At 38.2% G+C, this 23,956-nt stretch carries 23 protein-coding genes, 1 pseudogene and 1 other annotated feature; of the genes and pseudogenes, 7 read left to right on the top strand and 17 right to left on the bottom strand.

Annotated features, from left to right (window positions below; translation table 11 throughout):
- Nucleotides 1–185 precede the first annotated feature (185 nt).
- A complete protein-coding gene (locus J7E67_RS29685) occupies nt 186–578 on the bottom strand; it encodes an SET domain-containing protein (RefSeq protein WP_142292176.1) in 393 nt (130 codons plus the stop codon).
- 247 nt (nt 579–825) lie between these two features.
- On the opposite strand from J7E67_RS29685, the gene J7E67_RS29680 reads away from it, so the two are divergent.
- From J7E67_RS29680 to J7E67_RS29665, 4 genes are all read left to right on the top strand, one after another.
- A complete protein-coding gene (locus J7E67_RS29680) occupies nt 826–1,218 on the top strand; it encodes a hypothetical protein (RefSeq protein WP_179195849.1) in 393 nt (130 codons plus the stop codon).
- A 186-nt stretch (nt 1,219–1,404) separates the two neighbouring features.
- Nucleotides 1,405–1,548, top strand: coding sequence for a hypothetical protein (locus J7E67_RS29675; RefSeq protein WP_214717162.1), 144 nt, complete (start codon nt 1,405–1,407; stop codon nt 1,546–1,548).
- A 58-nt stretch (nt 1,549–1,606) separates the two neighbouring features.
- The gene (locus J7E67_RS29670; protein ID WP_214733393.1) at nt 1,607–1,768 is read left to right on the top strand and encodes an alpha/beta hydrolase; all 162 of its coding nucleotides are present in this window, start codon (nt 1,607–1,609) and stop codon (nt 1,766–1,768) included.
- Nucleotides 1,746–2,084 (top strand): alpha/beta hydrolase, encoded by a 339-nt coding sequence (locus J7E67_RS29665; protein ID WP_214733392.1) that lies wholly within the window; start codon nt 1,746–1,748, stop codon nt 2,082–2,084. Before J7E67_RS29670 ends, J7E67_RS29665 begins: the two co-directional genes overlap by 23 nt.
- A 7-nt stretch (nt 2,085–2,091) precedes the next feature.
- Here the strand turns inward: J7E67_RS29665 and J7E67_RS29660 are convergent, their stop codons facing one another.
- A complete protein-coding gene (locus J7E67_RS29660) occupies nt 2,092–2,421 on the bottom strand; it encodes a hypothetical protein (protein WP_214717183.1) in 330 nt (109 codons plus the stop codon).
- 177 nt (nt 2,422–2,598) lie between these two features.
- On the opposite strand from J7E67_RS29660, the gene J7E67_RS29655 reads away from it, so the two are divergent.
- On the top strand, nt 2,599–3,027 hold the full coding sequence (locus tag J7E67_RS29655; RefSeq protein ID WP_214733391.1) for a VOC family protein: 429 nt from the start codon (nt 2,599–2,601) through the stop codon (nt 3,025–3,027).
- Between the two features lie 96 nt (nt 3,028–3,123).
- Here J7E67_RS29655 and J7E67_RS29650 read toward each other — a convergent pair whose 3' ends face one another.
- Nucleotides 3,124–3,639 (bottom strand): YbaK/EbsC family protein, encoded by a 516-nt coding sequence (locus J7E67_RS29650; RefSeq protein WP_214717159.1) that lies wholly within the window; start codon nt 3,637–3,639, stop codon nt 3,124–3,126.
- Between the two features lie 103 nt (nt 3,640–3,742).
- Nucleotides 3,743–4,129 carry a DUF1992 domain-containing protein gene (locus tag J7E67_RS29645; RefSeq protein WP_214717158.1) on the bottom strand — a complete coding sequence of 129 codons (387 nt, stop codon included), beginning with the start codon at nt 4,127–4,129 and terminating at the stop codon, nt 3,743–3,745.
- 183 nt (nt 4,130–4,312) lie between these two features.
- Between J7E67_RS29645 and J7E67_RS29640 the strand changes: the two genes are divergently transcribed.
- A complete protein-coding gene (locus tag J7E67_RS29640) occupies nt 4,313–5,224 on the top strand; it encodes a DMT family transporter (RefSeq protein ID WP_214717157.1) in 912 nt (303 codons plus the stop codon).
- A 75-nt stretch (nt 5,225–5,299) separates the two neighbouring features.
- On the opposite strand, the gene J7E67_RS29635 is transcribed toward J7E67_RS29640, so the two are convergent.
- From J7E67_RS29635 to pruA, 10 genes are all read right to left on the bottom strand, one after another.
- Complete coding sequence (locus J7E67_RS29635; RefSeq protein ID WP_214717156.1) at nt 5,300–6,019, bottom strand: YebC/PmpR family DNA-binding transcriptional regulator; 720 nt, start codon at nt 6,017–6,019, stop codon at nt 5,300–5,302.
- Between the two features lie 265 nt (nt 6,020–6,284).
- Nucleotides 6,285–7,550, bottom strand: coding sequence for a threonine ammonia-lyase IlvA (gene ilvA / locus J7E67_RS29630; protein ID WP_214717155.1), 1,266 nt, complete (start codon nt 7,548–7,550; stop codon nt 6,285–6,287).
- A gap of 90 nt (nt 7,551–7,640) precedes the next feature.
- Nucleotides 7,641–7,887: a binding site (T-box leader), on the bottom strand.
- A gap of 123 nt (nt 7,888–8,010) precedes the next feature.
- A complete protein-coding gene (locus tag J7E67_RS29625; RefSeq protein ID WP_214717154.1) occupies nt 8,011–9,609 on the bottom strand; it encodes an amidohydrolase in 1,599 nt (532 codons plus the stop codon).
- A 150-nt stretch (nt 9,610–9,759) separates the two neighbouring features.
- Complete coding sequence (locus J7E67_RS29620) at nt 9,760–11,382, bottom strand: amidohydrolase (RefSeq protein ID WP_214717153.1); 1,623 nt, start codon at nt 11,380–11,382, stop codon at nt 9,760–9,762.
- Nucleotides 11,383–11,443: 61 nt separating this feature from the next.
- Entirely contained in the window at nt 11,444–12,763 is a 1,320-nt protein-coding gene (gene brnQ, locus J7E67_RS29615; RefSeq protein WP_214733390.1) for a branched-chain amino acid transport system II carrier protein, read from the bottom strand.
- A gap of 486 nt (nt 12,764–13,249) precedes the next feature.
- Nucleotides 13,250–14,620 carry a sigma-54 interaction domain-containing protein gene (locus tag J7E67_RS29610; protein ID WP_214733389.1) on the bottom strand — a complete coding sequence of 457 codons (1,371 nt, stop codon included), beginning with the start codon at nt 14,618–14,620 and terminating at the stop codon, nt 13,250–13,252.
- A 122-nt stretch (nt 14,621–14,742) separates the two neighbouring features.
- Nucleotides 14,743–15,000, bottom strand: a complete 258-nt coding sequence (locus tag J7E67_RS29605; protein ID WP_214717151.1) for a biotin/lipoyl attachment domain-containing protein — start codon at nt 14,998–15,000, stop codon at nt 14,743–14,745.
- A 106-nt stretch (nt 15,001–15,106) separates the two neighbouring features.
- Entirely contained in the window at nt 15,107–16,372 is a 1,266-nt protein-coding gene (locus tag J7E67_RS29600; protein WP_214717181.1) for a Glu/Leu/Phe/Val family dehydrogenase, read from the bottom strand.
- 75 nt (nt 16,373–16,447) lie between these two features.
- Nucleotides 16,448–17,653, bottom strand: coding sequence for an ornithine--oxo-acid transaminase (locus J7E67_RS29595; protein ID WP_214717150.1), 1,206 nt, complete (start codon nt 17,651–17,653; stop codon nt 16,448–16,450).
- Between the two features lie 72 nt (nt 17,654–17,725).
- Nucleotides 17,726–19,270 carry an L-glutamate gamma-semialdehyde dehydrogenase gene (pruA, locus tag J7E67_RS29590; RefSeq protein ID WP_214733388.1) on the bottom strand — a complete coding sequence of 515 codons (1,545 nt, stop codon included), beginning with the start codon at nt 19,268–19,270 and terminating at the stop codon, nt 17,726–17,728.
- Nucleotides 19,271–19,594: 324 nt separating this feature from the next.
- On the opposite strand from pruA, the gene J7E67_RS29585 reads away from it, so the two are divergent.
- Nucleotides 19,595–20,107: a gamma carbonic anhydrase family protein gene (locus J7E67_RS29585; protein ID WP_214717148.1), complete on the top strand. Its 513-nt coding sequence runs from the start codon at nt 19,595–19,597 to the stop codon at nt 20,105–20,107.
- 68 nt (nt 20,108–20,175) lie between these two features.
- Here J7E67_RS29585 and J7E67_RS29580 read toward each other — a convergent pair.
- The 3 genes and pseudogenes from J7E67_RS29580 to cobA form a co-directional block, all read right to left on the bottom strand.
- Nucleotides 20,176–21,561, bottom strand: a pseudogene (locus tag J7E67_RS29580) (MDR family MFS transporter); the annotation flags it as partial.
- Between the two features lie 132 nt (nt 21,562–21,693).
- The gene (locus J7E67_RS29575) at nt 21,694–22,935 is read right to left on the bottom strand and encodes an ATP-binding protein (RefSeq protein ID WP_214717146.1); all 1,242 of its coding nucleotides are present in this window, start codon (nt 22,933–22,935) and stop codon (nt 21,694–21,696) included.
- A gap of 240 nt (nt 22,936–23,175) precedes the next feature.
- A complete protein-coding gene (cobA, locus tag J7E67_RS29570) occupies nt 23,176–23,952 on the bottom strand; it encodes a uroporphyrinogen-III C-methyltransferase (RefSeq protein ID WP_214717145.1) in 777 nt (258 codons plus the stop codon).
- Between the last annotated feature and the right edge of the window lie 4 nt (nt 23,953–23,956).

Here is a 23,956-nt window from a genome sequence, read left to right as displayed (position 1 = left end):
CATAGGTAAAAATAAACATGCCCTATGACATCTTATTTCTAAAGTCCTATGATTATTCCTTCATAAATACTATGGTTAAGTTAACACTTGTTCAAACATTAAGACCTTTTAACTGAATGATTTTTTTTGCAAAGAAAAAAGGACAGATAAAGCAGATAACCTGCCTTTATCTATCCTTTTTTCATTTATTCACTTTCGGATTCATCTTTATTAAACCAAAGTGGATCATTATTATCCTCTTCACCATTATAGTTAATAAGGATTTCTTCCCCTGCTTTGATATCCTTGTACGCGTAAAAATCAAACGTGTGATTCGGGAAGTTAATTTCATATGTAGCATTGGGCTCATATGAATGGTTAAACAACATCCCGTATCCTAAAAGAAGTGCGGTGTGGTTAATCCCATATTCAAATGCATAATCAGCAAGCAGTGTTTTCTCTATATGAACATGCTCCTCATTAGGATAAGGAATAACGGGTGCTTCATGGATCAGCTCACCTTTTGCAATATCACGAGTCGCAAATACCCCTCTATTTAATTCCCCATCACTAAGCTTCGAAGTCTTAATCTCAATCATCTTAATCACCTATTTGTACTTTCCATTAAAGTTTTTAATCATAATATAGCTTGCCATTATCTACAGAAGAAAGCAAATGTTTTTTCTTTCCACACATTTTTCGCTGGTGCCTGACACCAAGACAGATAAAACTACAATCATCAAAAAACTGTCAAAAGATATTCTTCACAGCTTTAGGTGAATAGGTCATTTTTTTGAAGAGGAAAACATAAAATAGGAATATACGTTCGCAACAGGAGGCGGGGACATGGGGAACTTGATTACAGGAGAAATGTTGGTAAAGTATTACGAGCTGAATAAACAGAAAAAAGAAATAGAAATGGAAATGAATGAATTAAAGGATGCCTTTCAAAATTACTTTAATAATCTAGTAGGATCTAATCATAAAGGCGAAATTACCATAAGCGGCTATAAGCTTCAACGGCAAATACGAAAAACAGAAAAATATGACGAGGTTGAAACCATTAAAAGATTAGAAGAATTACAGATGAATGAGCTCATCCAAGTGGTGAAAAAACCAGATGATGTAAAAATCAAAGCCGCTCTTAACCTAGGCTTATTAAATCCCGATCATTTAGAGGGCTGCATAATTTCGACTAGCTCCCCTGCTATTTCAGTGAAACCAATCACACCAAGATAAGATATGATTAAGGCCCCCGCATCTACCCTTTTGATGCAGGGGTCTTTGTTCATAAAATCGTTGTGAAATTATGGAGGAATTATAGAATCTATAGAGAAATACATATATGTACACGCTTCCATTTTATTTTGAAAGGGGTATAACGTCATAACAAGTCAAGAAAGTTTACTAGTAAGACAATATTTAATGACTGCAAAAGCAAGCCAAACAGCAGGAACTGATATTGAAACAGCTAGACTCGGATTAGAAGCATTATCCGCCTTAACCCCTCTTGCACCAGATATCAACGTCGAAAAAAAATCATTGAGGAAATTCCTGCTGAATGGGTAACCGCACCTAATGCTGTGGAAGACCGAGTTTCCTTTATCTTCATGGTGGCGCATACATAATGGGAAGCTGCAACACCCATCGTTATCTAGCATCGAAGTTATCGAGAGCAACTGCTGCCCGAGTAAAAGATGAGGATGAAGCCTTGCCTGCCTTAGCGGTGCTCCTGTCTCCATGGACAGATATGGAAGGCACAATTAATGGAAACAAGGGCGGATGCTGATCCTTGGCTATCACCTGATGCCTCCCGTGCTATACCAGCCTTATTTATTCGGGATATGGATCCTCGACATCCACTTGTTTCACCAATTTATGCTGATTTGTCGGGCCTCCCTTCCATGTTAGTTCACGTTGGAAATGATGAAATCCTCTTAAGTGATTCGGCCCGACTTTTAGATCGTGCCCGGGCAGCGGGTGTCGAAGTTACTTTTAAAGTATGGGATGAAATGTGGCATGTTTTTCAAACGTTTGATATTCCAGAAGGTCAACAGGCGATTGACGAAATTGGGGATTTTGTTCAAAAGCATTTGGAGTATTAATTTTCCTTCAATTCATTAACTTTTTAAGAATATAACAAGTTCCATCTTCGGCAAAAAATAAAGATTCCCCTTCGTTGACGTTGAAATTAACATTTTTTTTGTCATAAATCAGTTTTGCTATTTTTTCAAATTTCTCAACGACTTCTGTTGATGGGTTTACTATGATATCTTGTTTTCCATGTGTCGTAACAAATCCCTTGGGGTTATATTTCCTTTCGGGCTTTAATTCTGTACTCCAACTTCCATCTAAAAGAACGGAGCATGCGGTAAACTTTGTTTTTCTGGTTTGAACAGACCAAAGTTTTCGACAATTACATCGATGTATTTTGAATTTCATCACCCAATACCTTCTTTCAACTGAAAAATTCAAAATATGATTTTTGTAAATTGTATTCCCGCGGTTTAAAAATTATTTATAGTAGTCTGATTGAAGATAGGTCCTCCAAAGAATTTGATATTGTTCCAGTTAATGGTACAATTACCATTGAAATTTATTACAAAGGGGTTATCGCAAATGTCTGTTGATGTTTATCTTAATTTTAATGGAAACTGTCGTGAGGCAGCAGAGTTTTACGCGGAGGTTTTTGGTACAGAAAAACCTCAAATTATGACTTTCGGGGAAGCCCCTCCGAACCCAGAATATCAACTTCCAGAAGAAGGAAAAAACTTGGTTATGCACACACGACTGTACATTGATGGAAGCAACGTCATGTTCTCTGATGTTTTTCCTGGAATGCCTTTTGAAGCAGGTAACAACATAAGTCTTGCTATTGTAAATAAGGACTTGGATAAAATTAAATCTTATTTTAACAAACTTCAAGAAGGCGGCACGGTAGTCATGGAGCTTCAAGAGACATTCTGGAGCAAATGCTACGGCTCCCTAAAAGATAAGTTTGGAATTGAATGGCAATTTAATTACGATAATGGCGAAAGCGTAATGTAATTGGGTTTAATTAGGAAGACCGGGCAAATTTGCCCGGTCCACTTTTGTTTATTTTGAATTTTTTATGAGGGCATCATACGCCCCCTAAGGTTACCGTTAAGCCTCGATTTGCTGACTTACTTTTGCTTGCTCTTCGTCTTGTCCCCACCCTTTACAAACATCAATCCATTCTTTAGCAAATGAATACTGATATAATTCATCTTTCGTTAATTCGATTGCAGAGTTCGTGCTGCCACAAGCGGGGAAAACTGTCTCGAAGCGCTGCATTGATACATCCAAATAGACTTCAAGCTCATTATTCAGCCCAAACGGACAAACACCGCCAATGGCATGACCAGTTTGTTCGAGAACTTCATCTGGTGAGAGCATCCTTGCTTTGAATCCGAATTGATGACGAAACTTCTTATTATCAATTTTTGCATCACCTGCAGCAACAATTAAAATAGCTTTTTCCTCGCTCCCCCTAAAGGATAAGGTTTTCGCAATGCGAGCGGGAGCGACTCCTATTGTCTCGGCAGCCTGTTCCACTGTGGCACTCGAGGTATCAAATTCCATTACATCTCCATCTCGCTCCCATTGTTTAAAATGGGCCTTCACACTTTCCAATGACATCTTATACATCCTTTCCCTAACGTATTATTAGAATAATATCATACTTTAAAGGGATAAAGCGAAAAGACGTCTTGTACCAGTAAGTTTGGTAATGTTTATATTTTTATTCCCAAATTTTATATTGATTTTCAATATTGTCAAAATCAATTTTTCCTTTTTTCATCTTTGAAGGACAAATCGAGTTATATTTCAGGATTCTTTCATTAATGGCATCTATCAAGCTCATTATTTCAAATTCAGCGGATTCTAGTTCTTTTAATGTTATGGCTTTAGAAATCTCATGTCTGATTTCCTTTTGTAAAATTACAAATGGTGGGAGATAACCAGCATCGCTAGCTGTGTTGAAGAAATTGGAATAGACATCCCCAGAAAATAGAAGGGATGGAATGGGTTTGCCGAATCGTGGGTGCTTTTTGATTTCCTTATCTAATTGGGAATCACTTACTATTTGATCCATCAAATCTGCATGACCAGCTTTCTTATAGACCATAAATTCTCTTCTCCTCTCAACTTCTTACATATATTTTCTTTATTCGCTACTTCCCTCCCATAATCCTTCGATTAAAATTGATTTTTCCATAAGTTTTTTAAACTAGTTTCCTAAGAAGTGTTATAATCATTGTTATATTTAAAAAATTAAGATATTAGTATTGTTTCATAATGGAGGGATCAAATGAATTCGCAAGTAGCAGTAATGTCCTCCCCAAGGATAAAAGGCATTTTTTTAGTGCTGATTGCGGCGACATTTTGGGGTGTTTCAGGAACTGTCGCTCAATACTTATTTCATCAACAAGGATTTAGTACCAACTGGCTAGTTGTTAACAGGCTGATTTTTTCAGGTTTTGGTTTGTTATTTTTTTCTCATACGGTGGGGAAACAGAATATCTGGACCATTTGGAAAGATAGACAGGATATCTTCCGCCTAGTAATCTTTGGTGTTATTGGCATGTTTGGCGTTCAATATACATATTTCGCTGCCATCGAACAAGGAAATGCAGCAACGGCAACCGTTTTGCAGTACCTGGCACCAGTGATCATTGTCTGTTATTTAAGTTTTCGTGCAAAGGAATTACCCAAAATACATGAAGTAATTGCGATTGGATTAGCCATCTTCGGAACCTTTCTACTTGTGACGAAGGGTAATATCCATTCACTCTCTATTTCATCCTCTGCCTTTACATGGGGAATTCTATCTGCTTTTGCACTCGCTTTTTATACACTCTATCCTGGAAGTTTGTTGAATAAATGGGGGTCGCTTCTTACTGTTGGCTGGGGAATGATGATCGGTGGGATTGGCTTTAGCTTGATTCATCCTCCATGGAAGTTTCAAGGCCATTGGAGTTTAACGTCCTTTCTAGCTGTAGTTTTTGTGATTATTTTCGGAACATTAATCGCCTTTTTTTGTTTTATGGAAAGTCTGAAATACATTCGTGCTTCTGAAGCAAGTCTTCTTGCTTGTGTCGAGCCATTGTCAGCGGCCTTTTTAGCCGTAGCCTGGCTCCAAGTATCTTTCGGGCCCGCCGAATGGATTGGGTCAATTTCAATTATTTCAACTATATTTATTTTATCTGCTGTTAAACGGTAATCATAGCTATAAAAATGGTGCCTGACACCACTAAATAAATAAAAGAAGCAGACCTACAAAGGCCTGCTTTCATATTTACTCACCTAAATCAACGTTATGGTACACTTGTTGAACGTCTTCTAGGTCTTCTAATACATCAATCATTTTCTCGAATTTAGCTTGTGCGTCTTCAGGAAGGGCAATCTCATTTTGCGCAAGCATCGTTATTTCAGCCACAGTAAAATCAGTAATCCCCGCATTTTTGAATGCTTCCTGTACGGCATGGAATTGTTCTGGCTCAGCATAAACAATCACCGACTCATCTTCTTCAATGATGTCTCGTACATCAACATCTGCTTCCATCAACAATTCAAGTACATCGTCCGCCGATTTTCCTTCGACGCCGATAACAGCGGTCGCATCAAACATATATGCAACTGATCCACTTACTCCCATGTTTCCGCCGTTTTTACCAAATGCAGCACGTACATCGGAAGCCGTGCGGTTCACGTTGTTTGTCAGTGCATCAACAATAACCATCGACCCGTTTGGACCGAAGCCTTCATATCGAAGTTCAGAATAGCTTTCCTCAGAACCGCCTTTAGCTTTTTCAATTGCTCGGTCAATAATGTGTTTGGGTACATTGTATGTTTTTGCACGCTCTAAAACAAATTTTAAAGCTTGATTCGATTCAGGATTTGGTTCACCCTGTCTAGCAGCTACATAGATTTCAACCCCAAATTTCGCATAAATACGACTTGTATTTGCATCCTTTGAAGCTTTCTTTTCTTTAATATTGTTCCACTTACGTCCCATTATGAACACTCTCTTTCCGCTTTTGAATCTACACAAAATTATTAATATGAAACTAGATCTACTTCAAGACATGTTCCATATAATAATTAAGTGTTCATTACTTATTTGATTGATTCTATCATTGACAAATAATATTATACATTAATTGCATCATTTGTTAAGAGTCTATTACTTAAATTCAGTTAAGAAATTGCGTTTAGTATAGATTAAATGAAAAAAAGAGGTCGAAACCAATGAGTTTCGACCTCTTATTAGCATTAGATGATTAAACCAGCATTTGAAACAGAGTACTATCTTTATTGACCTCGCGATATAAAAATCCCTTCGCTTTGATTCGTTCAATCAACGGGGAGTAATCTTCTTTATCCTTGAGTTCAATTCCAACCAAGGCTGGACCTGTTTCTCGATTATTCTTTTTCGTATATTCAAAATGGCTAATATCATCGTTTGGTCCAAGGACATCATCCAAAAACTCACGTAACGCACCAGGGCGTTGCGGGAATTGGACAATAAAATAATGTTGCAGTCCTTCATAAATTTTTGAGCGCTCTTTGATTTCCTGCATCCGACCAATATCATTGTTACCGCCACTTACGATACAGACCACCGTTTTGCCCTTAATTTCATCTGCATACATATCCAAGGCTGCTACAGAAAGGGCTCCAGTCGGCTCCACAACGATGGCATTTTCATTGTATAACGATAATAATGTCGTGCAAACCTTTCCTTCCGGAACAACAAGAATATCATCAACGATTTCTTTGCAGATGCTAAAGGTCATTGATCCCACCGTCTTCACAGCTGCACCATCCACAAACGGGTCAATTTCTTTTAAGGTTGTCACTTCCCCTTTTAAAAATGATTCCTTCATGCCTGGTGCACCTTGTGGCTCCACACCAATTAATTGCGTTTCTGGAGAATAGTGCCTTAAATACGTGCCAACCCCAGACAAAAGCCCTCCTCCGCCAATTGCGGCAAACAGATAGTCAATTTTTTCAGGGCAATCATTAAGCAGTTCAACGGCAACCGTCCCTTGTCCAGCAATCACATCGGGATCATCAAAGGGATGAATAAATGTCCGATTTTCCTCTTGACTGCATTCCCTTGCTTTTTCATAAGCATCGTCAAAGGTATCCCCAACCAAAACAATCTCAACATCATCTTTACCCCAAAATTTAACTTGTTTTACCTTTTGCTTTGGTGTTGTACTTGGCATAAAGATTTTCCCATGAATATTTAAGAGATGACAAGAATAAGCAACCCCCTGCGCATGGTTTCCTGCACTTGCACAGATAATTCCATTCTTTAACTCATCTTCATTAAGTTTCTTAATACGATTATATGCCCCGCGGATTTTAAAGGAACGAACGCTTTGTAAATCCTCTCGTTTTAAGTAGACATGGCAGCCGTATCGTTCTGACAACAAGTGATTGTATTGCAGGGGAGTTGGCGAAATAACATCCTTAATGGTATGGCTGGCAATAATAATATCCTCCACATTAAACACTTTCTTATCAACTTGTTGATTCATCTTCCTTTTCCCTCCTAATTTTTTGCATCCATAAAGAAATTTTAATAAGAATAAATACATTTTTTAAACACAAAAAACTCGCCCCCATAGTATAGGGACGAGTTAACTCGCGATACCACCCTACTTCCGCAACAAACAAACACTGCGGCTCTCGATCAACGTACCATTCTAAGTACGTGTTCCATTGTAACGGCGGAATTTCCGGTCTAGCTTACTTAACAGTTTCAGCTACACATCTCCGAGATGATCTTCGAATACGTCCTGACATCGACTTTCAGCAACTGTCGACTCTCTGTAGAACAAGGGCTTAATCTACTCTTCTCATCATTGATTCATCTTCAATTTTTATAAGGGTACCACTGAAAAAATAACCTGTCAATATTTTTTGACTATTTTAATTATTTTGTCAATTATAAAGCGCTTACATTGCTTTTAGCTGCTTTTTACCTATTTCATTACCTTAATTTTCAAATTTTATTTCGCCGGCGATTATTGTCATATCAATCTCAGTTTGGAATAGTTCGTCAGGATTCTCCATTGTAAATAAATTATTAGAATAAACCGTTAGATCCGCTAGCTTACCTTTTGAAATCGTCCCTTTAAGATTTTCTTCATTGGTAGCGAATGCACCCCCAATTGTAAAAAGCTTAACGGCTTCAAGCATTGAGAGTTTCTCTTTGGCATTCCAGCCTTTATGAAGATCGCCAGGAGTTCTACGGGTAACCGCAGCATGAATACCAAGCAGAGGGTCTATAGGTTCCACGGGTGCATCGGAACCGCCGGCACACAAAACGCCCGATTCAAGTAACGTTTTCCATGCATATAAATATGGCTCCCTCTTTTCGCCTACTCTTTCTTTCACCCATGGATAATCACCTACCACGAACCTTGGTTGAATATCAGCAATCCGGCTCATATCTACTAAACGCCGAATTAGATCATTCCGAACCAGGGATGTGTGAATAATCCGATCACGGTAGTCCACTTTTGGAAATTGATCCAGTATATCTAGAACATTTTCTAACGCCTTGTCGCCAATCGTATGGACAGCTAGTGGCATGGCCTGTTCTCGTACCTCTTTAACCACTTGATAAAGGGTTTCTTGGTCATACATGGCATCTCCAAACTGACTCGGGTTATCGTGATAGGGCTCTGATAGGAGCGCCGTTCTTCTCCCAAATGCTCCATCAGCAAAAATTTTTATCGCTCCTATTTGTAGTTTGTCATTTCCATAGCCTGCATACATTCCTCTTTCTTTCAATTGATTAAGATAGGGGTAATCAATGAGCAGATTACAGCGTAAACCTTGGCCTTCCTGGTTAATTAATTCATCATACATTTTATACGTGGAATCCAAACCGCCTAAATAAGCAGGATCATTGGTATGTACACTTGTTAGCCCCTTCTTCACCGCAAATTGCATCGCTTGCTGTAAGCCATTCTTTAACTCTTGATAGGTTCGTTCCGGTATGTATTTTGTTATCAGCTGGGAAGCCGATTCGAGCAGCATCCCTGTCGGCTTTTTGGTAATCGGATCAAGTACAACTGTTCCGCCAGTTGGAATATGAATCTCCGGATAATACTGACTCATTTCAAGTGCCTTGCTATTCACTAAAAATGCATGGTGACAAATCCGTTTTAGATAAACAGGACAGTGCGGTGCAACAACGTCTAACTCATCTATGGTAGGAATAGTTCCTTCTGTAAAGAGATTTTCATCCCAGCCCATTCCGACAAGCCACTTTCCAGGCGCAACGGTATTTGCCTTTTCCCTAATTTTATCAAGCATTTCGCTTTTTGATTTTACACCGGTTAAATCAAGGTCTAAAAAGTTGAACGCCACACCAGAAAGATGCAGGTGGCTATCAGTCAATCCGGGCGTAACCATTTTCCCCTGTAAATCAATAATGTTTGACCCATTTCTTCCCCATTGTAGGATCATTTCGTGGTGAGACCCTATATCTATGATTCTACCATTCTCAACGACAACAGATTCCACTACTGGTTGATTCGCGTCCAAAGTATAGATTGTCCCATTTGTAAAAATTGACTTTGTCATAATATTCTCCCTTTCCTTCATTATATTTCAGTTTTACCATATTGAAAAAAATGTGTAAAACTAATATGTTATGGAATTAAAAAAGGAGGTAAGCCAGATTCAATCTTCTTTAGAGATAGAATCTGGAAATTACGACCAAATCGAACCCTATTAATATAAAGATGCTGCCCCTTTTTGATAAACGGATTTTCCGCCCATAAATGTCTCCACTACCTGTATTTCATCAATCTTCTCAGGGCTCATTTCAAAGATATCTTGGTCAAGTATAATAAAATCGGCATGATATCCTAGTGCCAGCTGTCCAACCTTCGGAATGCGGGTAATTTCTTGAGCGGCCCTAGTATAAAGAATGATAGCTGTCTCTAAATCTACTTTTTGTTCTTGCCCCGTGTCCGTCCCATCATACGCCAGGCGTGTAACAGCAGCTTTAATTCCTACAAACGGACTAACCGGATCGGCCCATGCGGTCGCAGGTGCATCAGATGAAAAGGCAACCTTGATTCCTGCTTCTAGCATTGACTTTACAGGATAGGTCTTCTTTGTTCGATCGGCACCAAGGTTATTATGGTAGCTTTCAATTTCTGCAAACAAGAAGATTGGCTGGGTAACAAACGCAATTCCTGTTTCGGCTGCACGCTTTAAGGCTTGCGGACTGGGCATCGCCGCGTGTTCAATCCTGATCGAAGGGGCATCTTTTAGCCAGCCTTGTTTACCATAAAATGTGTCAACAATTAAATCAATTGCCTGCTCACCCATGGCATGGACAACCAGCTGAACATTATTTTGTTCTGCTGCCTCTGCTGCCGCCAATAATTCTTCAGCGGTGGTCATTTGAATCCCATAATTCTTTCCCTCACCTAAGAAAGGTGGATTCACCCATGCGGTTTGGCCGGATACACTGCCATCTGAGAATAACTTAACCCCGCCAATATGGATTTGGTTTTCATTGCAAGTTTTATAGGTTTCAAAAATTGGTTGTTTCTTTAAATCTTCCCAAATATAGTAGAGTACTGTCCGTTGCTTTAGTCCTTTTTTGACTGCATCATTATACATTTCCAAATAATCAGTTGGTTCCGTTCTGCCCATTGCATCGGTGATCGCTGTAATTCCATGGGAGAGCAGCACATTACTTAACTCGGCAAGTATTTCAGCGTTCTCTTCGAGTGTTTTCACAGGCATAATCCGAGTGACAAGGTCCTTGGCATTTTCGCGTAAAATGCCAGTTGGTTCACCGTCTTCATCTCGGTCAATCTGACCACCTGGCACTTCAGGTGTATCCCTTGTAATTCCTGCTAATTCCAAAGCCTTGCTGTTTACTACGACAATATGTGCACACGTGCGTGTAATAATAATAGGAACGTCTGCTGCAGCTTGATCTAAATCCCAGCGTGTGGGTGAACGTCTTTCCAGCAACTTTCCTTCATCATATCCCCAGCCTTCAACCCATTTATCCTTCCCTTGAGCACCTCGCAAACTTCTAACCTCTTTAATTAAATCTTCAATGGAATGAATAAGCGGAGGCGTACAAGCTATATGCTTGGATGCATTAGCAAGGTACAATGGGTGTAGATGAGCATCGATTAAGCCTGGCAGCACTCTTCGGCCCTGGAGATCGACACATTCACCTTCAATTTTTTCTAAATCAGTTTGGCTGCCCATCCATGCTACCTTACCATCACGAACGATCATCGCGGTTGCATGCGGTTTATCAGGATTAGCTGTAAAAATCTTTCCATTAATATAGGTACACTCAGTCTTTTTATTGATAGTCATCGATTTCTCTTACTCCCTTTCTGAAAATCTAGCAAGTTACATTGATTGTATAATTTATCAGTTACGCACTTAAATCCATTCCTATGTCATTTTTTCGAGCAGCTGCCCTATGAAGCAGTGCTCCTCCAATAAATCCGATGATTGCTGGTAGAAGCCATGCGAACCCCTTGCTGCTTAACGGGATCATTGATATCAAATCATTAGCAAGCTTTATATTTAATCCATAGGCTCCTAACATTTCAAATAAGCTAACTAAAACTGTTAACAAGACCGCCCCCTTGTATGCCCCTGCATTTGGGATATATTTACGGAAGACGCCAAGGAATACTATTACAATCGATACTGGATAGAGTCCCAAGAAAAGTGGAAGCGCGAAGTTAATAATTTTTTCGACCCCAAGCAGGCCTACTGAAACTCCACAAATACAAATGACTAGCACCCAAATACGATAGCTTACTTTATTTTTGGTCAATTGACTGAGGAAATCGGCAATCGACGCCGTAATCCCAATCGCCGTTGTAAGGCAGGCTAAGGCAACAGCAACAGCCAAGAAAATCGTTCCATAATCTCCTAGTAAACGATGAACAAGTCCCGTTAAAAGAGCAGTACTCTCAATATCTTTCGGGAATAGACCTGCACCTGTAGCACCAATATAAAGTAAGCCACCGTAAACAATTATTAGACCCACACCTGCGATGATCGTACCATTAATCGCAACTTTCCTAACGTTGGCAGAGTCCTTATACCCTCTGTTAACAACAGCTCCGATAAATACTGAGGCACAAAGTAGACCAGTAAAAAGGTCACCCGTCTGATAGGCACCAGTAAAAGCATTAGAAAATGAGTTTGGAAGTTTTGTATCAATCGGTGCTGCAACTGGATCGAATGTACCTTTAAAGATGATGAATAATAAAATAACTAATAAGCCAGGTGTCAGCACTTTTCCAACTTTATCGATAAGATTTGATCGGTCATTGGCAAAATAATAATTAAGGGCAAAGAAGATAATCATTGTTCCAACCGCAGGAAAATGCGGAAATAGTGTATGAACGCCTATTTCATGAGTGGTAGCAGCCGTTCGAGGGACGGAAACGACCATGGCAACACCTAACATACACAGAATATTGTAAACTTTATAAAACCATGGACTAATTGGGTTGGTTAAGACTTCAAATTTCCCTTCAGCATTTAAAACAGCAATAAGTCCAAGTAAGGGCAGGATAATTCCAGTAAGAACAAAACCTGCTAGAGCAGTTGGCCAATCTGTCCCGGAAACAAACCCGATCGATGGCGGGAAAATTAAATTCCCAGCCCCGAAAAATACGGCGAAAAAGGCAAAACCAAAAATGAGACTGTCACGGTAAATCTTGTTTGTTTTCATACGATGCACTCCTTTAATTACTGAAATCCTTTACAATGGTTAGAATTTAACCAATCGTGCAATCCCTTGTGAATATTTAGAATTTATAAAAAAATGCACGTTATTTAATATAATGCAATTATTGTGCCAATTTTTTAAAAACCAATCGACAATTTTGTGAAGCTTTCGAATAAACCTTATAAATCCTCTATTAACGACAATAAATTTTTAAAGAAATATTAATAATTATTACACTTTTCTTGAAAGTTTTTCGGTATAAATCAAACTGAGAAACGATAATTGTAAAAATTTTTTTATTTCGTAAAAATATTTTTACCATAAATAAAAGATCAAGGATCTTTCTTTTTAGTGTAAAAATTTTTACTTATTCGTAAAGTATTTTTAGCGACAAGTAACTAGTTTTTCATTTGAATCAAAAAAACAGCCACAGATTTTATACAATCCGTGGCCGTCCCATTTTGTTTTTCATTGATATCACATGACCGTTTATCCTAGTTGGTACTTTTCGATTTTATATTTTAATAGTTGTTTCGATAGACCCAATTGTTTGGCCGTTTCTGTTAATTTTCCATTCTTGCTGCTTAGTTCTTTCATTATTAGCTCCTTTTCAAATTTTTCTACCGCTTCTTTTAAGGATTCGATCTTATTATCCATTTGATCACTTGGAGGAGATTGGTTATATTCCCTCATTCTTTTTGGAATATCTTCTAACGTGATATGATTGGTAGAAACATTATTATATGCCGTTTCAACCGCATTTTTTAATTCTCTTATATTCCCCGGCCAAGGATACCGATTAAAACATTCAATAACCTCAGGCTGACACCCTTCAATATAAATATTCATATTATTGTTATAAAAATCGATATAATATTCGAGCAGCTTTTCTATATCTTCTTTTCGCTCCGCTAAGGTGGGTAAATCAATCTGGACAACTCCCAATCGATAAAAAAGATCCTCTCTTAACCGTTTTTCTGCAACTAAAACATCTGGGTCCTCATTCGTTGCTGAAATCACTCGAATATCGACACTAATATTTTTATCTCCACCTATTCTTCTAATAACCTTTTCTTCAATAGCTTTAAGAAGTTTTACTTGAAGATAAAAATCTAAGGAATTAATCTCATCTAAAAACAATGTGCCGCCTTCAGCTTGTTCGAATAATCCTGGCATAGCGATAGCACCAGTAAAACTCCCTTTTACCGTGCCAAACAAAGTACTTTCGAATAGGTTCGGCGGAACCGCACCACAGTTTAGTGAAATAAATGGTCCTCCATAACGATCGCTCAAATTATGGATCGACTGTGCAATCATTTCTTTTCCTGTGCCTGTTTTACCGTTGATCAATACAGTTGAGTTTGTCATAGCAATTTTTTTAATTTTATTTTTAATTGCTTCCATCTTTGGATTTACACTAATGATATTATCAATGGTGTAGATGGTATTGTTTCTTCGATAAACCTTATGACTTGCAAATTTGTCCAAGGATTGGATGTTTTCTTTTGTATAAAAGTGTTTTGAGAATTCAATTGCCCCGATTATTTTTTCATTATCTTTGATTGGATAGGTAGAATTTATCGTAACAAAAAGATTTCCATTTTTCATGATTAGTTCTTGTTTTACATTGCATACCGCTTTTCCATTTTTTAAAACGTTCATAATGGTACTATTTTCATGCGAAAGGTTCATATAAGAGGAGGTTATATGCTTTCCCATAAATTCTTCAGGTCTAAGGCCGATTTCTTTTAGTACATTTAAATCCGCTAAATCATTAAAGATAATAATCCCATTTTCATCTACAACTAAAACATTGTCATAATCTGTTAATTGCTGAAAATCCTTCAAATTAATATTCAAAATTCAACCTCCTATCCCAAGGCTTAATCATTATATATACAATATTTTACCATTAGGCGGCACTCATGCAAAAACTCTTTCCAAATGAACGGAAAGAGTTTTTTAAAAGTATATCGATTTTCTTAATCAGATCCTGTAATTAACAAATCATCTTGGATGGTTGCTAGGACTGTTTGAGTATTAACTTCTTGGCCCTTCTTAATAGGTAAAGATGTGATATACCCGCTGATCCCGATCGAAATCTCTTCAATTCTACCGTTCTGGGATTTAATTAATAACAGTTTTTCCCACTCATATACATGGTCGTTTTCCTCTGTTAAAACAGTTTCCACGATCCCAGAACACGGACTGAAAATAACTTCTTCCACCACTACTGACAATTTTTGTCACTCCTTTTTTAATTTCGTACAGTCATAGAACAGATAGAGATTTTTCCGTCCATCCTTGTAGGGAGATTTCAATCATTTAAAGATTACTCTACTCCTTTTATACCCATCCTCTGAAACGAGAGGCCTCAGCAACTTTCTTTATTCCAACCATATAAGCTGCTAAACGCATGTCTACTTGATGTGTTTTAGAAGTTTGATAGATATTATCAAACGAGCTAACCATTACCTTCTTAAGCTTTTCTTCTACTTCTTCCTCGGTCCAATAATAACCTTGATTATTTTGCACCCATTCAAAATAAGAAACAGTTACCCCGCCTGCGCTTGCAAGGATGTCAGGAACAAGGATAATACCACGCTCTGTAAGAATCTTTGTTGCCTCAAGTGTTGTTGGCCCATTCGCTGCTTCCACAACAATCGCTGCTTTAATGTTGGCAGCATTTTTGGCTGTGATTTGGTTCGAGATAGCTGCCGGCACAAGAATATCACACTCTAATTCAAGTAGCTCTTGGTTTGTGATCGTATTTTTAAATAGTTGCGAGAATGTGCCGAAGCTATCCCTTCGATCAAGCAAGTAATTAATATCAAGTCCGTTTGGATCGTATATAGCGCCATACACATCGGATACAGCCACAACTTTAGCCCCTGCATCATGCATAAATTTGGCCAAATAACTTCCGGCATTCCCAAAGCCTTGAATGACTACACGGGCTCCTTGCAACTGTTTCCCTATTTTCTTGACTGCTTCTTCAATACAGATTGTTACACCACGGGCAGTCGCTGTTTCACGACCTTGAGAACCTCCAAGGACGATTGGTTTCCCGGTAATAAATCCTGGTGAATCAAATTCACGTAAACGGCTGTACTCATCCATCATCCATGCCATAATTTGTGAATTCGTATAAACATCTGGTGCTGGAATGTCTTTTGAAGGTCCCACGATTTGGCTGACCGCACGAACATAGCCGCGGCTTAAACCTTCAAGCTCTCTAAAGGACATATTTCGCGGATCACAAATGATTCCGCCTTTACCGCCGCCATATGGAAGATTCGTGATTCCACACTTTAAGCTCATCCAAATGGACAACGCTTTTACTTCTTCTTCATCCACTTCAGGATGGAAACGGACGCCGCCTTTAGTTGGGCCGACCGCATCATTATGCTGGGAGCGATAGCCCGTAAAAATTTTGACAGAACCATCATCCATTTTTACAGGAATGCGGACTGTTAACAATCTAATCGGTTCTTTTAATAATTCATACATTTCGCTATTATAGCCCAATTTTGATAATGCTTGTTGAATAATCGTTTGGGTTGAATTGAATAAATTTAATGATTCTTGTTCTTTTTGTTGTTCCTTTTCCATTTCAGTTACTATCGCTTTAACAGACATGACTGACACCCCGTCGTATAATAGATTATTAGCTTGTTAATTTAAAAATTAACTTAAAACTGTTTTGATTTTTTCAAAAGCCCAATCGATTTCTTCTTTAGTAATAGTAAGCGGTGGTGCAAAACGAATAACAGTGTCATGTGTTTCTTTACATAATAAGCCTGTTTCTTTTAACTGCTCACAATAAGGTCTTGCCGCTTCAGTAAGTTCAACTCCGATAAATAATCCTCGGCCTCTTATTGTTTTAATTTTTGGATTATCGATAGATTGTAATTGTTCAAAGAAGTATTTACCTAATTCAAGCGAACGTTCGGCTAGTTTTTCTTCTTCAATTACATCCAAGGCTGCAAGCGATACTGCGCAAGCAAGTGGATTTCCACCAAACGTTGAACCGTGGGAACCTGGATTGAATACGCCTAATACATCAGAATTAGCAACAACACAAGATATTGGGAACACACCGCCGCCTAGTGCTTTACCTAGGATCAACATGTCAGGGTTCACATCTTCCCAATCACATGCAAACATTTTTCCAGTACGTGCCAAGCCTACTTGAATCTCATCAGCAATGAATAATACTTTGTTTTCTTTACATAAATCAAATGCCGCTTTCAAAAATCCTTCTGGTGGTAAAATAATTCCTGCTTCACCTTGAATTGGCTCGATTAAAAATGCTGCTGTGTTTGGTGTGATCGCTGCTTTCAATGCTTCGAGGTCACCGTAAGGAATTAAATTGATTCCAGGCAGCATCGGACCAAAACCACGCTTATATTCCGGATCAGATGATAAGGAAACGGCACCCATTGTACGGCCGTGGAAATTCCCTACGCAGGCAATAATTTCTGCTTGATTTTCAGCAATCCCTTTTACATCATAACCCCAGCGACGTGCTGCTTTTAGTGCCGTTTCAACAGCTTCTGCTCCAGTATTCATTGGGAGTGCCATATTTTTATTGGTTAACTGACAAATTTTCTCGTACCATGGACCAAGTTGATCATTATGAAAAGCACGGGATGTAAGCGTTACTTTATCGGCTTGGTCTTTCAATGCTTGAATAATTTTTGGATGACGATGTCCTTGGTTAACAGCAGAATAAGCGCTTAGCATATCCATGTAACGATTACCTTCTGGACTTTCCACCCAAACTCCTTCTGCCTTTGCAATAACGATTGGCAGTGGATGATAGTTATTTGCACCAAATTTATCTGTTTGTTCAATGATTTGATTTGTTTTAGTTGTCTCAGTTACTGTCATTATAGTTCCTCCTTCAAATTTCCTCGACAGGTTGAATAAAATCCACCTATCGAGGCATCTAAGCTGTAGTTTTTATAGCGTTTCAGATGTTGTTTTAGCCTGCATGTGAAGCAATAAATATTCAGGACCGCCTGCTTTGGAATCTGTACCCGACATATTAAATCCGCCAAACGGTTGATAACCAACAATCGCACCCGTACAAGTTCTGTTAAAATAAAGATTCCCCACGTGGAATTCTTCACGTGCCCGTTCAATATGCTCACGATTATTCGAAATTAGTGCCCCTGTTAAACCATAGTCCGTGTTATTAGCAATGGTCATCAAATGATCAAAATCACGGGCTTTACTAATACCTAAAACTGGACCAAAGATTTCTTCCTGCATGATGCGTGCATTTTCATCTAAATCAGCGAAAATTGTAGGCTGAATGAAATAACCCTTAGAATCATCGCCTTCTCCGCCAGTCATAAGCTTGCCTTCTTGCTTGCCAACTTCAATATAATTCATGATTTTTTTGAAGGATCTGTCATCAATAACAGGTCCCATATAAGAATTTGCATCTTCAGGGTTGCCAAGAGTTAGTGTTTTTGTTAAAGCAACCACCTTCTCAAGTACGACATCATAGACATCCTGATGAATAACTGCACGAGATCCTGCCGAACATTTTTGACCTGAAAATCCGAAAGCAGAATAGACAATACTTGCTGCTGCTAAATCTAAATCCGAATCATTATCTACTACCACGGTATCCTTACCACCCATTTCAGCAATAACACGTTTGATCCATTTTTGTCCTGGATGAACCTTGGCAGCACGTTCATTAATGCGGCAGCCAACTTCGCGAGAACCGGTAAAGGATACGAAGCGAGTTTTTGGATGATCAACAAGGTAATCACCAATTTGAGCGCCACTTCCTGGCACAAAGTTTAAAACGCCTTTTGGAAGTCCAGCTTCCTCCATTAACTCAACGAATTTTGCAGCAACCACTGGTGTAGAGTTAGCTGGCTTTAGAAGAACTGTATTCCCAGATACGATGGCTGCGATTGTTGTTCCTGCCATAATCGCTAATGGGAAGTTAAAAGGTGAAATGATAATCCCCACACCTAGTGGAATATAATTATATTGATTGTATTCTCCGTCACGGCTTTGTACTGGTGAGCCCTCTTTCAATCTCAGCATTTGACGGCCATAATATTCGATGAAGTCAATTGCTTCTGCTGTATCGGCATCTGCTTCTTTCCATGGCTTTCCGGCTTCCTTGACAAGATAAGCAGAAAACTCATGTTTCCGGCGGCGCATAATTGCAGCTGCCTTGAATAAAATATTGGCACGATGTTCAGGCTTCCATGTTTTCCATGTTTCAAATGTGGTTAATGCAGCATGCATAGCTCTTTCTGCTAACTCTTGATCAGCCATGGAAACTCTACCAATGATTTCTTCTGTATTTGCTGGATTAATAGAGATAATTTTTTCTTCTGTTGTAATTGATTCCCCTCCAATTACAACTGGATAATCCTTTCCTAACTGCGATTGAACGTAGGCAAGAGCATCTTGAAAAGCTAGTTTATTTTTTTCATCTTCAAAGTTTGTAAATGGTTCATGTTTATACGGTTTCAATTGTTTGTTCCCCCTTGTTTGTTTGTTACAGTTAATTACTATGCAAGTTCCGTGCCAACATTAATTTTGCATAAATAAAGGATTTTCGGTTCAATTAGTGCAAAAATATTTTGCGCAAAATATATAATTAATTGAAAATAGCAAAAAAAATTTGCGTTTTAAAAAATCAATACTTAAATAGGTGCATACAAATTGTTTTAATCGAATGAGCAAAAAGAGTTCAATTGGAAATGAATAAATACATATTAGACATCTTGTCTTTGATTTCATGATATATTTAGATTAATAGAAAGATAATTCAGTTTTTTATAAGGAGAGATTATTATGTTTATTCCTTACAAAGGTATTTCCCCAGATGTTCATGAATCAGTATTTGTTGCACCTGGCGCTTATTTAATCGGTGATGTAAGAATTGGTAAGGATTCATCTGTCTGGTTTAATGCGGTATTACGTGGAGATGACGGGCCAATTATCATCGGTGAACGCTGCAGTATTCAAGACAATTCAACGATTCATTTATTCGAAGGATTTCCTGTCGAAATTGCTGATGATGTGACAATTGGCCATAATGTTATTTTGCATGGCTGTAAGGTTGGTAAGCGATGTATTATTGGAATGGGTTCAACGCTTTTAGACAATGTAGAAGTTGGCGAGGATTGTATTATAGGAGCCAATACGCTGCTATCTGGAGGTATTAAAATTCCCCCTCGCTCACTCGTGTTGGGTTCTCCAGGAAGGGTGGTCCGCGAAATTACTCAGAAGGACCTGGACTTGTTACAAATGTCCAGCGAGCACTATGTTCAAAGGGGAAAAGAGTTTAGGGAAATACTTAAATAAACCTAAGAATAAAAAAGAGGTGCCTGACACCAAAAATTGCTGGGTGTCAGGCACCATGAAGTGTAAAACTATTTACTCTCACTTAAAGCAGTTGTTTTAGCAGGAATGACAAAGCTGAGTACAATCGTAATTAAGCTCAAACAAAGGGCATAAAGAAATACGTTTTTCATTCCAATAACGATGCTTGCAGCCTGATTGATTATGAGTCCCATGATGGTGACTCCGATTGATGTCCCAATGTTTTTTAGAAACATTTGCAGCGAAGTGGACATGCCTTTGATATGGGATTCAGCAAATTCTTGGGAAGCGATCGTTCCAACCGCAAATAATAAGCCAAATGAAACGCCCTGGATAGTTAAGATTAGAAACAGACCAATATAAGATAAATCAGTGATGAATAGGTATAATGCTAAGCCTGAAGCAGTTGTGATGAAGCTTCCGATGATAAATAAGCTTTTATATCCATAGCGTATAATCCACTTCCCTGCCGGGGTACTGCCAAACATCCAGCCCACCGCAATACTGAGAAGAATTAGTCCACTTTTATAAATACTCATATCATTTCCTTCTTGAAGATACAATGGAATAAAGTTGGATGTTCCAAAAAAGGACAGACAGTAAAATAACATGAAAAGGTTAGTCATTAGGATTCCTTTGTTTTTAAACAATGATACTGGCAAGAACGGATGTGCTTCTTTCCTCTCCACCAATATGAAGACAATCAAACCGATAATTCCAAGGATAATGTACCAAATAGAATTTTTTACATTCGTAGATAACAATAATAGCGTAATCGAAATCCCAAATAAGAAGAAACCTTTGTAGTCGATATGGGTCTTTTTAAATTCGATTTTTTCCTTATAAGGAATCATACAAAGAACCGTTGCAATTCCAATGGGAATATTGATAAAGAAGATCCATCTCCACGTTAGTGCTTCGACAAAGAAGGAACCCAATACAGGTCCAACGATGGATGAAATTGCCCATATGCTGCTAAAGACCGCTTGAATTTTCCCGCGGTTTTCTATCGTAAACAAATCACCTACGATGATCATGGAGAGTGGGATCATCCCGCCTGCCCCTATTCCTTGGACACCTCTAAAAATAATCAGGATACTAATGGAATTGGCCATTCCACAGAGAATCGAACCTAGGGTAAATATTGAAACAGCGATAATTAACAGCTTTTTCCGACCATACATATCAGATAATTTCCCGTAAAGCGGGACCGTAACCGTACTTGCTAACATATAGACAACAAATATCCAAGCAAACAGCTCCATCCCTCCAAGCTGTTTCACTATGGTGGGACTTGCCGTTTGCATAATATTTGCATCAAGTGCTGATATTAGGGTAGATATTACAAGACCCCAAAACACATACCTATTCTTTTTCATACATTCCTCCGACACAGTTAAATTAAAATTCCTTATACTTTTGATGAACATAACAAAATAGTTAAAAAAAGAACTTCTCTAAGCATTTGTTTAGATTGTAACGAACCCACAATTCCTCTCCTAATCTCTTTCATCTAACTCTATTATGATATTTTATCATTTTTTCAAGTAAATAGAATAAGCCATTCGTTATGAATGGCTCACTTCCATCTTCAATAATGGCTGAGTAATTGTTGGTAAAATTATTTCAATGGTGGTTCCTTCGTTAATTTTACTGTAAATGTTTAGTTCCCCATTATGGCCTTCGATAATTTTGTAGCAAGTCATTAGGCCAAGACCTGTTCCCTTTTCCTTCGTGGTATAAAATGGTTCCCCTAGAGTAGAGATCCGTTCCTCCGGAATCCCAACCCCCTGATCAATGATTTGTACCGAAATTTTCCCATCTTCTTTTTTCATAACGTATACATTAATATTTCCGCCTTTAGGCATTGCTTCAATCGCATTCTTAAGTAGGTTTAGAAAAACTTGTTTTAGTTGATTTTCTTCGCAGCTAATCAACGGCAAATCATTGTCAAAATCCACAAAGATTTGAACATTATTTAAAAGAGACTGGTTGTTAATTAAGGTGACAACATCCTTTAATAACATCTTTATATCCCGTGTCATATAAACGGCAGCTGTCGGTTTGGCAAGCACGAGGAACTCCCCGACGATATCATTAATCCGGTCAAGCTCTGTTAACAGAATATCAAAGTATTCCTCTTTCCTAGTGCTGGTCCTTAAGAGTTGGATAAAACCTTTTATAGATGTGAGTGGATTTCGTATTTCATGGGCTATACCTGCGGCCATTTGGCCTAATAATGCCAATTTTTCAGACTTTTGAAGTAGACGTTCTGTTTCTTCCATTTTTTCAGTAATATCCTTGCCAATGGACAACACTGCATCTTTTCCCCCAAAAACGATAAACAAGGAAGATACTTCAAAGAAAAAGGATGTCCCATCCAAACGCTTTGCTTTGTATTCGATGGTGTTTACGGGCTGCTTTTCTTTCTTTATTTGTTTAAAACGTTCAAGCAAACGACTTTTATAGTCTGGAATAATAAATTCAAAAATGGATTTCCCCATTACATCTTCTAGTTTGGTAGCACCAATCATTTTCATGGCAGACTTATTTACATATAAAAACCTATGATTACTCGTAATATAGACGGGTGCAGGCAATGAATCTATTAACTTCTTATAGCTCTCCTCACTAGCACGTGCTTTTTTTTCATAATAGCGTGCTTTATCATATTGCCAACCCACTCCCCATGCAATAAGGGTAAAAAGAAAAAAGTCTATCGAAAAAAAAGGATGATGATCGTAAATCTTTTGGTAACTGCTATATAAAACCGAAATCAGCACCAGGATAATTTGACCCGATTTATTCATTATTCCGCCCTCTTAATTAGGTATATTTAGTTATGCAATTCTACATAATTATATTTAATCCTTCATAAAAATCAATTAATTATTATTATGGAGAGAAAAAGAAAAAAAAGCCATCAAATTTCAATGGCAAATTTGTTAAGTTCCACGGATATTGAATTTTTATTAATTGTAAAATTAAAAATAATGACAAAAAAAAGAGTCTATACTATTCATATAAACTCTTAAAACACAATTATTGTTTTATATTAGCATCTCTTCTTTGACCCTTTCCGGTAACCAGGATAGTTTCTCCGATAGTTTGACAACTTCTCCGATGACAATCATGGCTGGATTCGTAATTCCATTTTCATTTACAACTTCAACAATCGTCTCAAGTGTACCGACAACTGTCCGTTGATTTCCTGTTGTCCCTTGTTCAATTACAGCTATAGGTGTTTGAGAATCCTTTCCACAGGATATAAGTTGGCTGCATATAAAAGGAAGATGTTTGACACCCATATAAATGGCAAGAGTATCGACACCATGGGCTAGATGGTCCCAACGAATGTTTTTAGGTTTGCCACTCAAACAGTGACCTGTAATCATAGCAAACGATTGACTCCATTCACGGTGAGTGACAGGAATTCCCGCATAAGCCGGGGCAGCAATACCAGAAGTAATCCCAGGTACAATTTCAAATTCGAGCCCATTTTGAACAAGCACTTCTGCTTCTTCACCGCCTCGGCCAAAAATAAATGGGTCTCCTCCCTTTAATCGAACAACCGTTTTACCAGCCAAGGCCTTATCTACTAATATTTGATGGATGGAATCTTGGGAAACACAATGGTTTCCCGGCTCTTTTCCGCAATAGATGAACTCAGCGTCGGTCTTACCGTATTTCAGCAACACCGGATTGACTAACCGATCATAAAGAATAACGTCTGCCTGCTCAAGACATTTCGCTGCTTTAACCGTAATTAAATCAGGATCACCAGGACCTGCTCCAACAATATAGACTTTCCCCTTTGTTTGAATCATAAAG

It is taken from the genome of Bacillus sp. ISL-46 (assembly GCF_018613205.1).
Note: the sequence above shows the minus strand (reverse complement) of the source record. Positions and strands in the feature narration are given on the sequence as shown.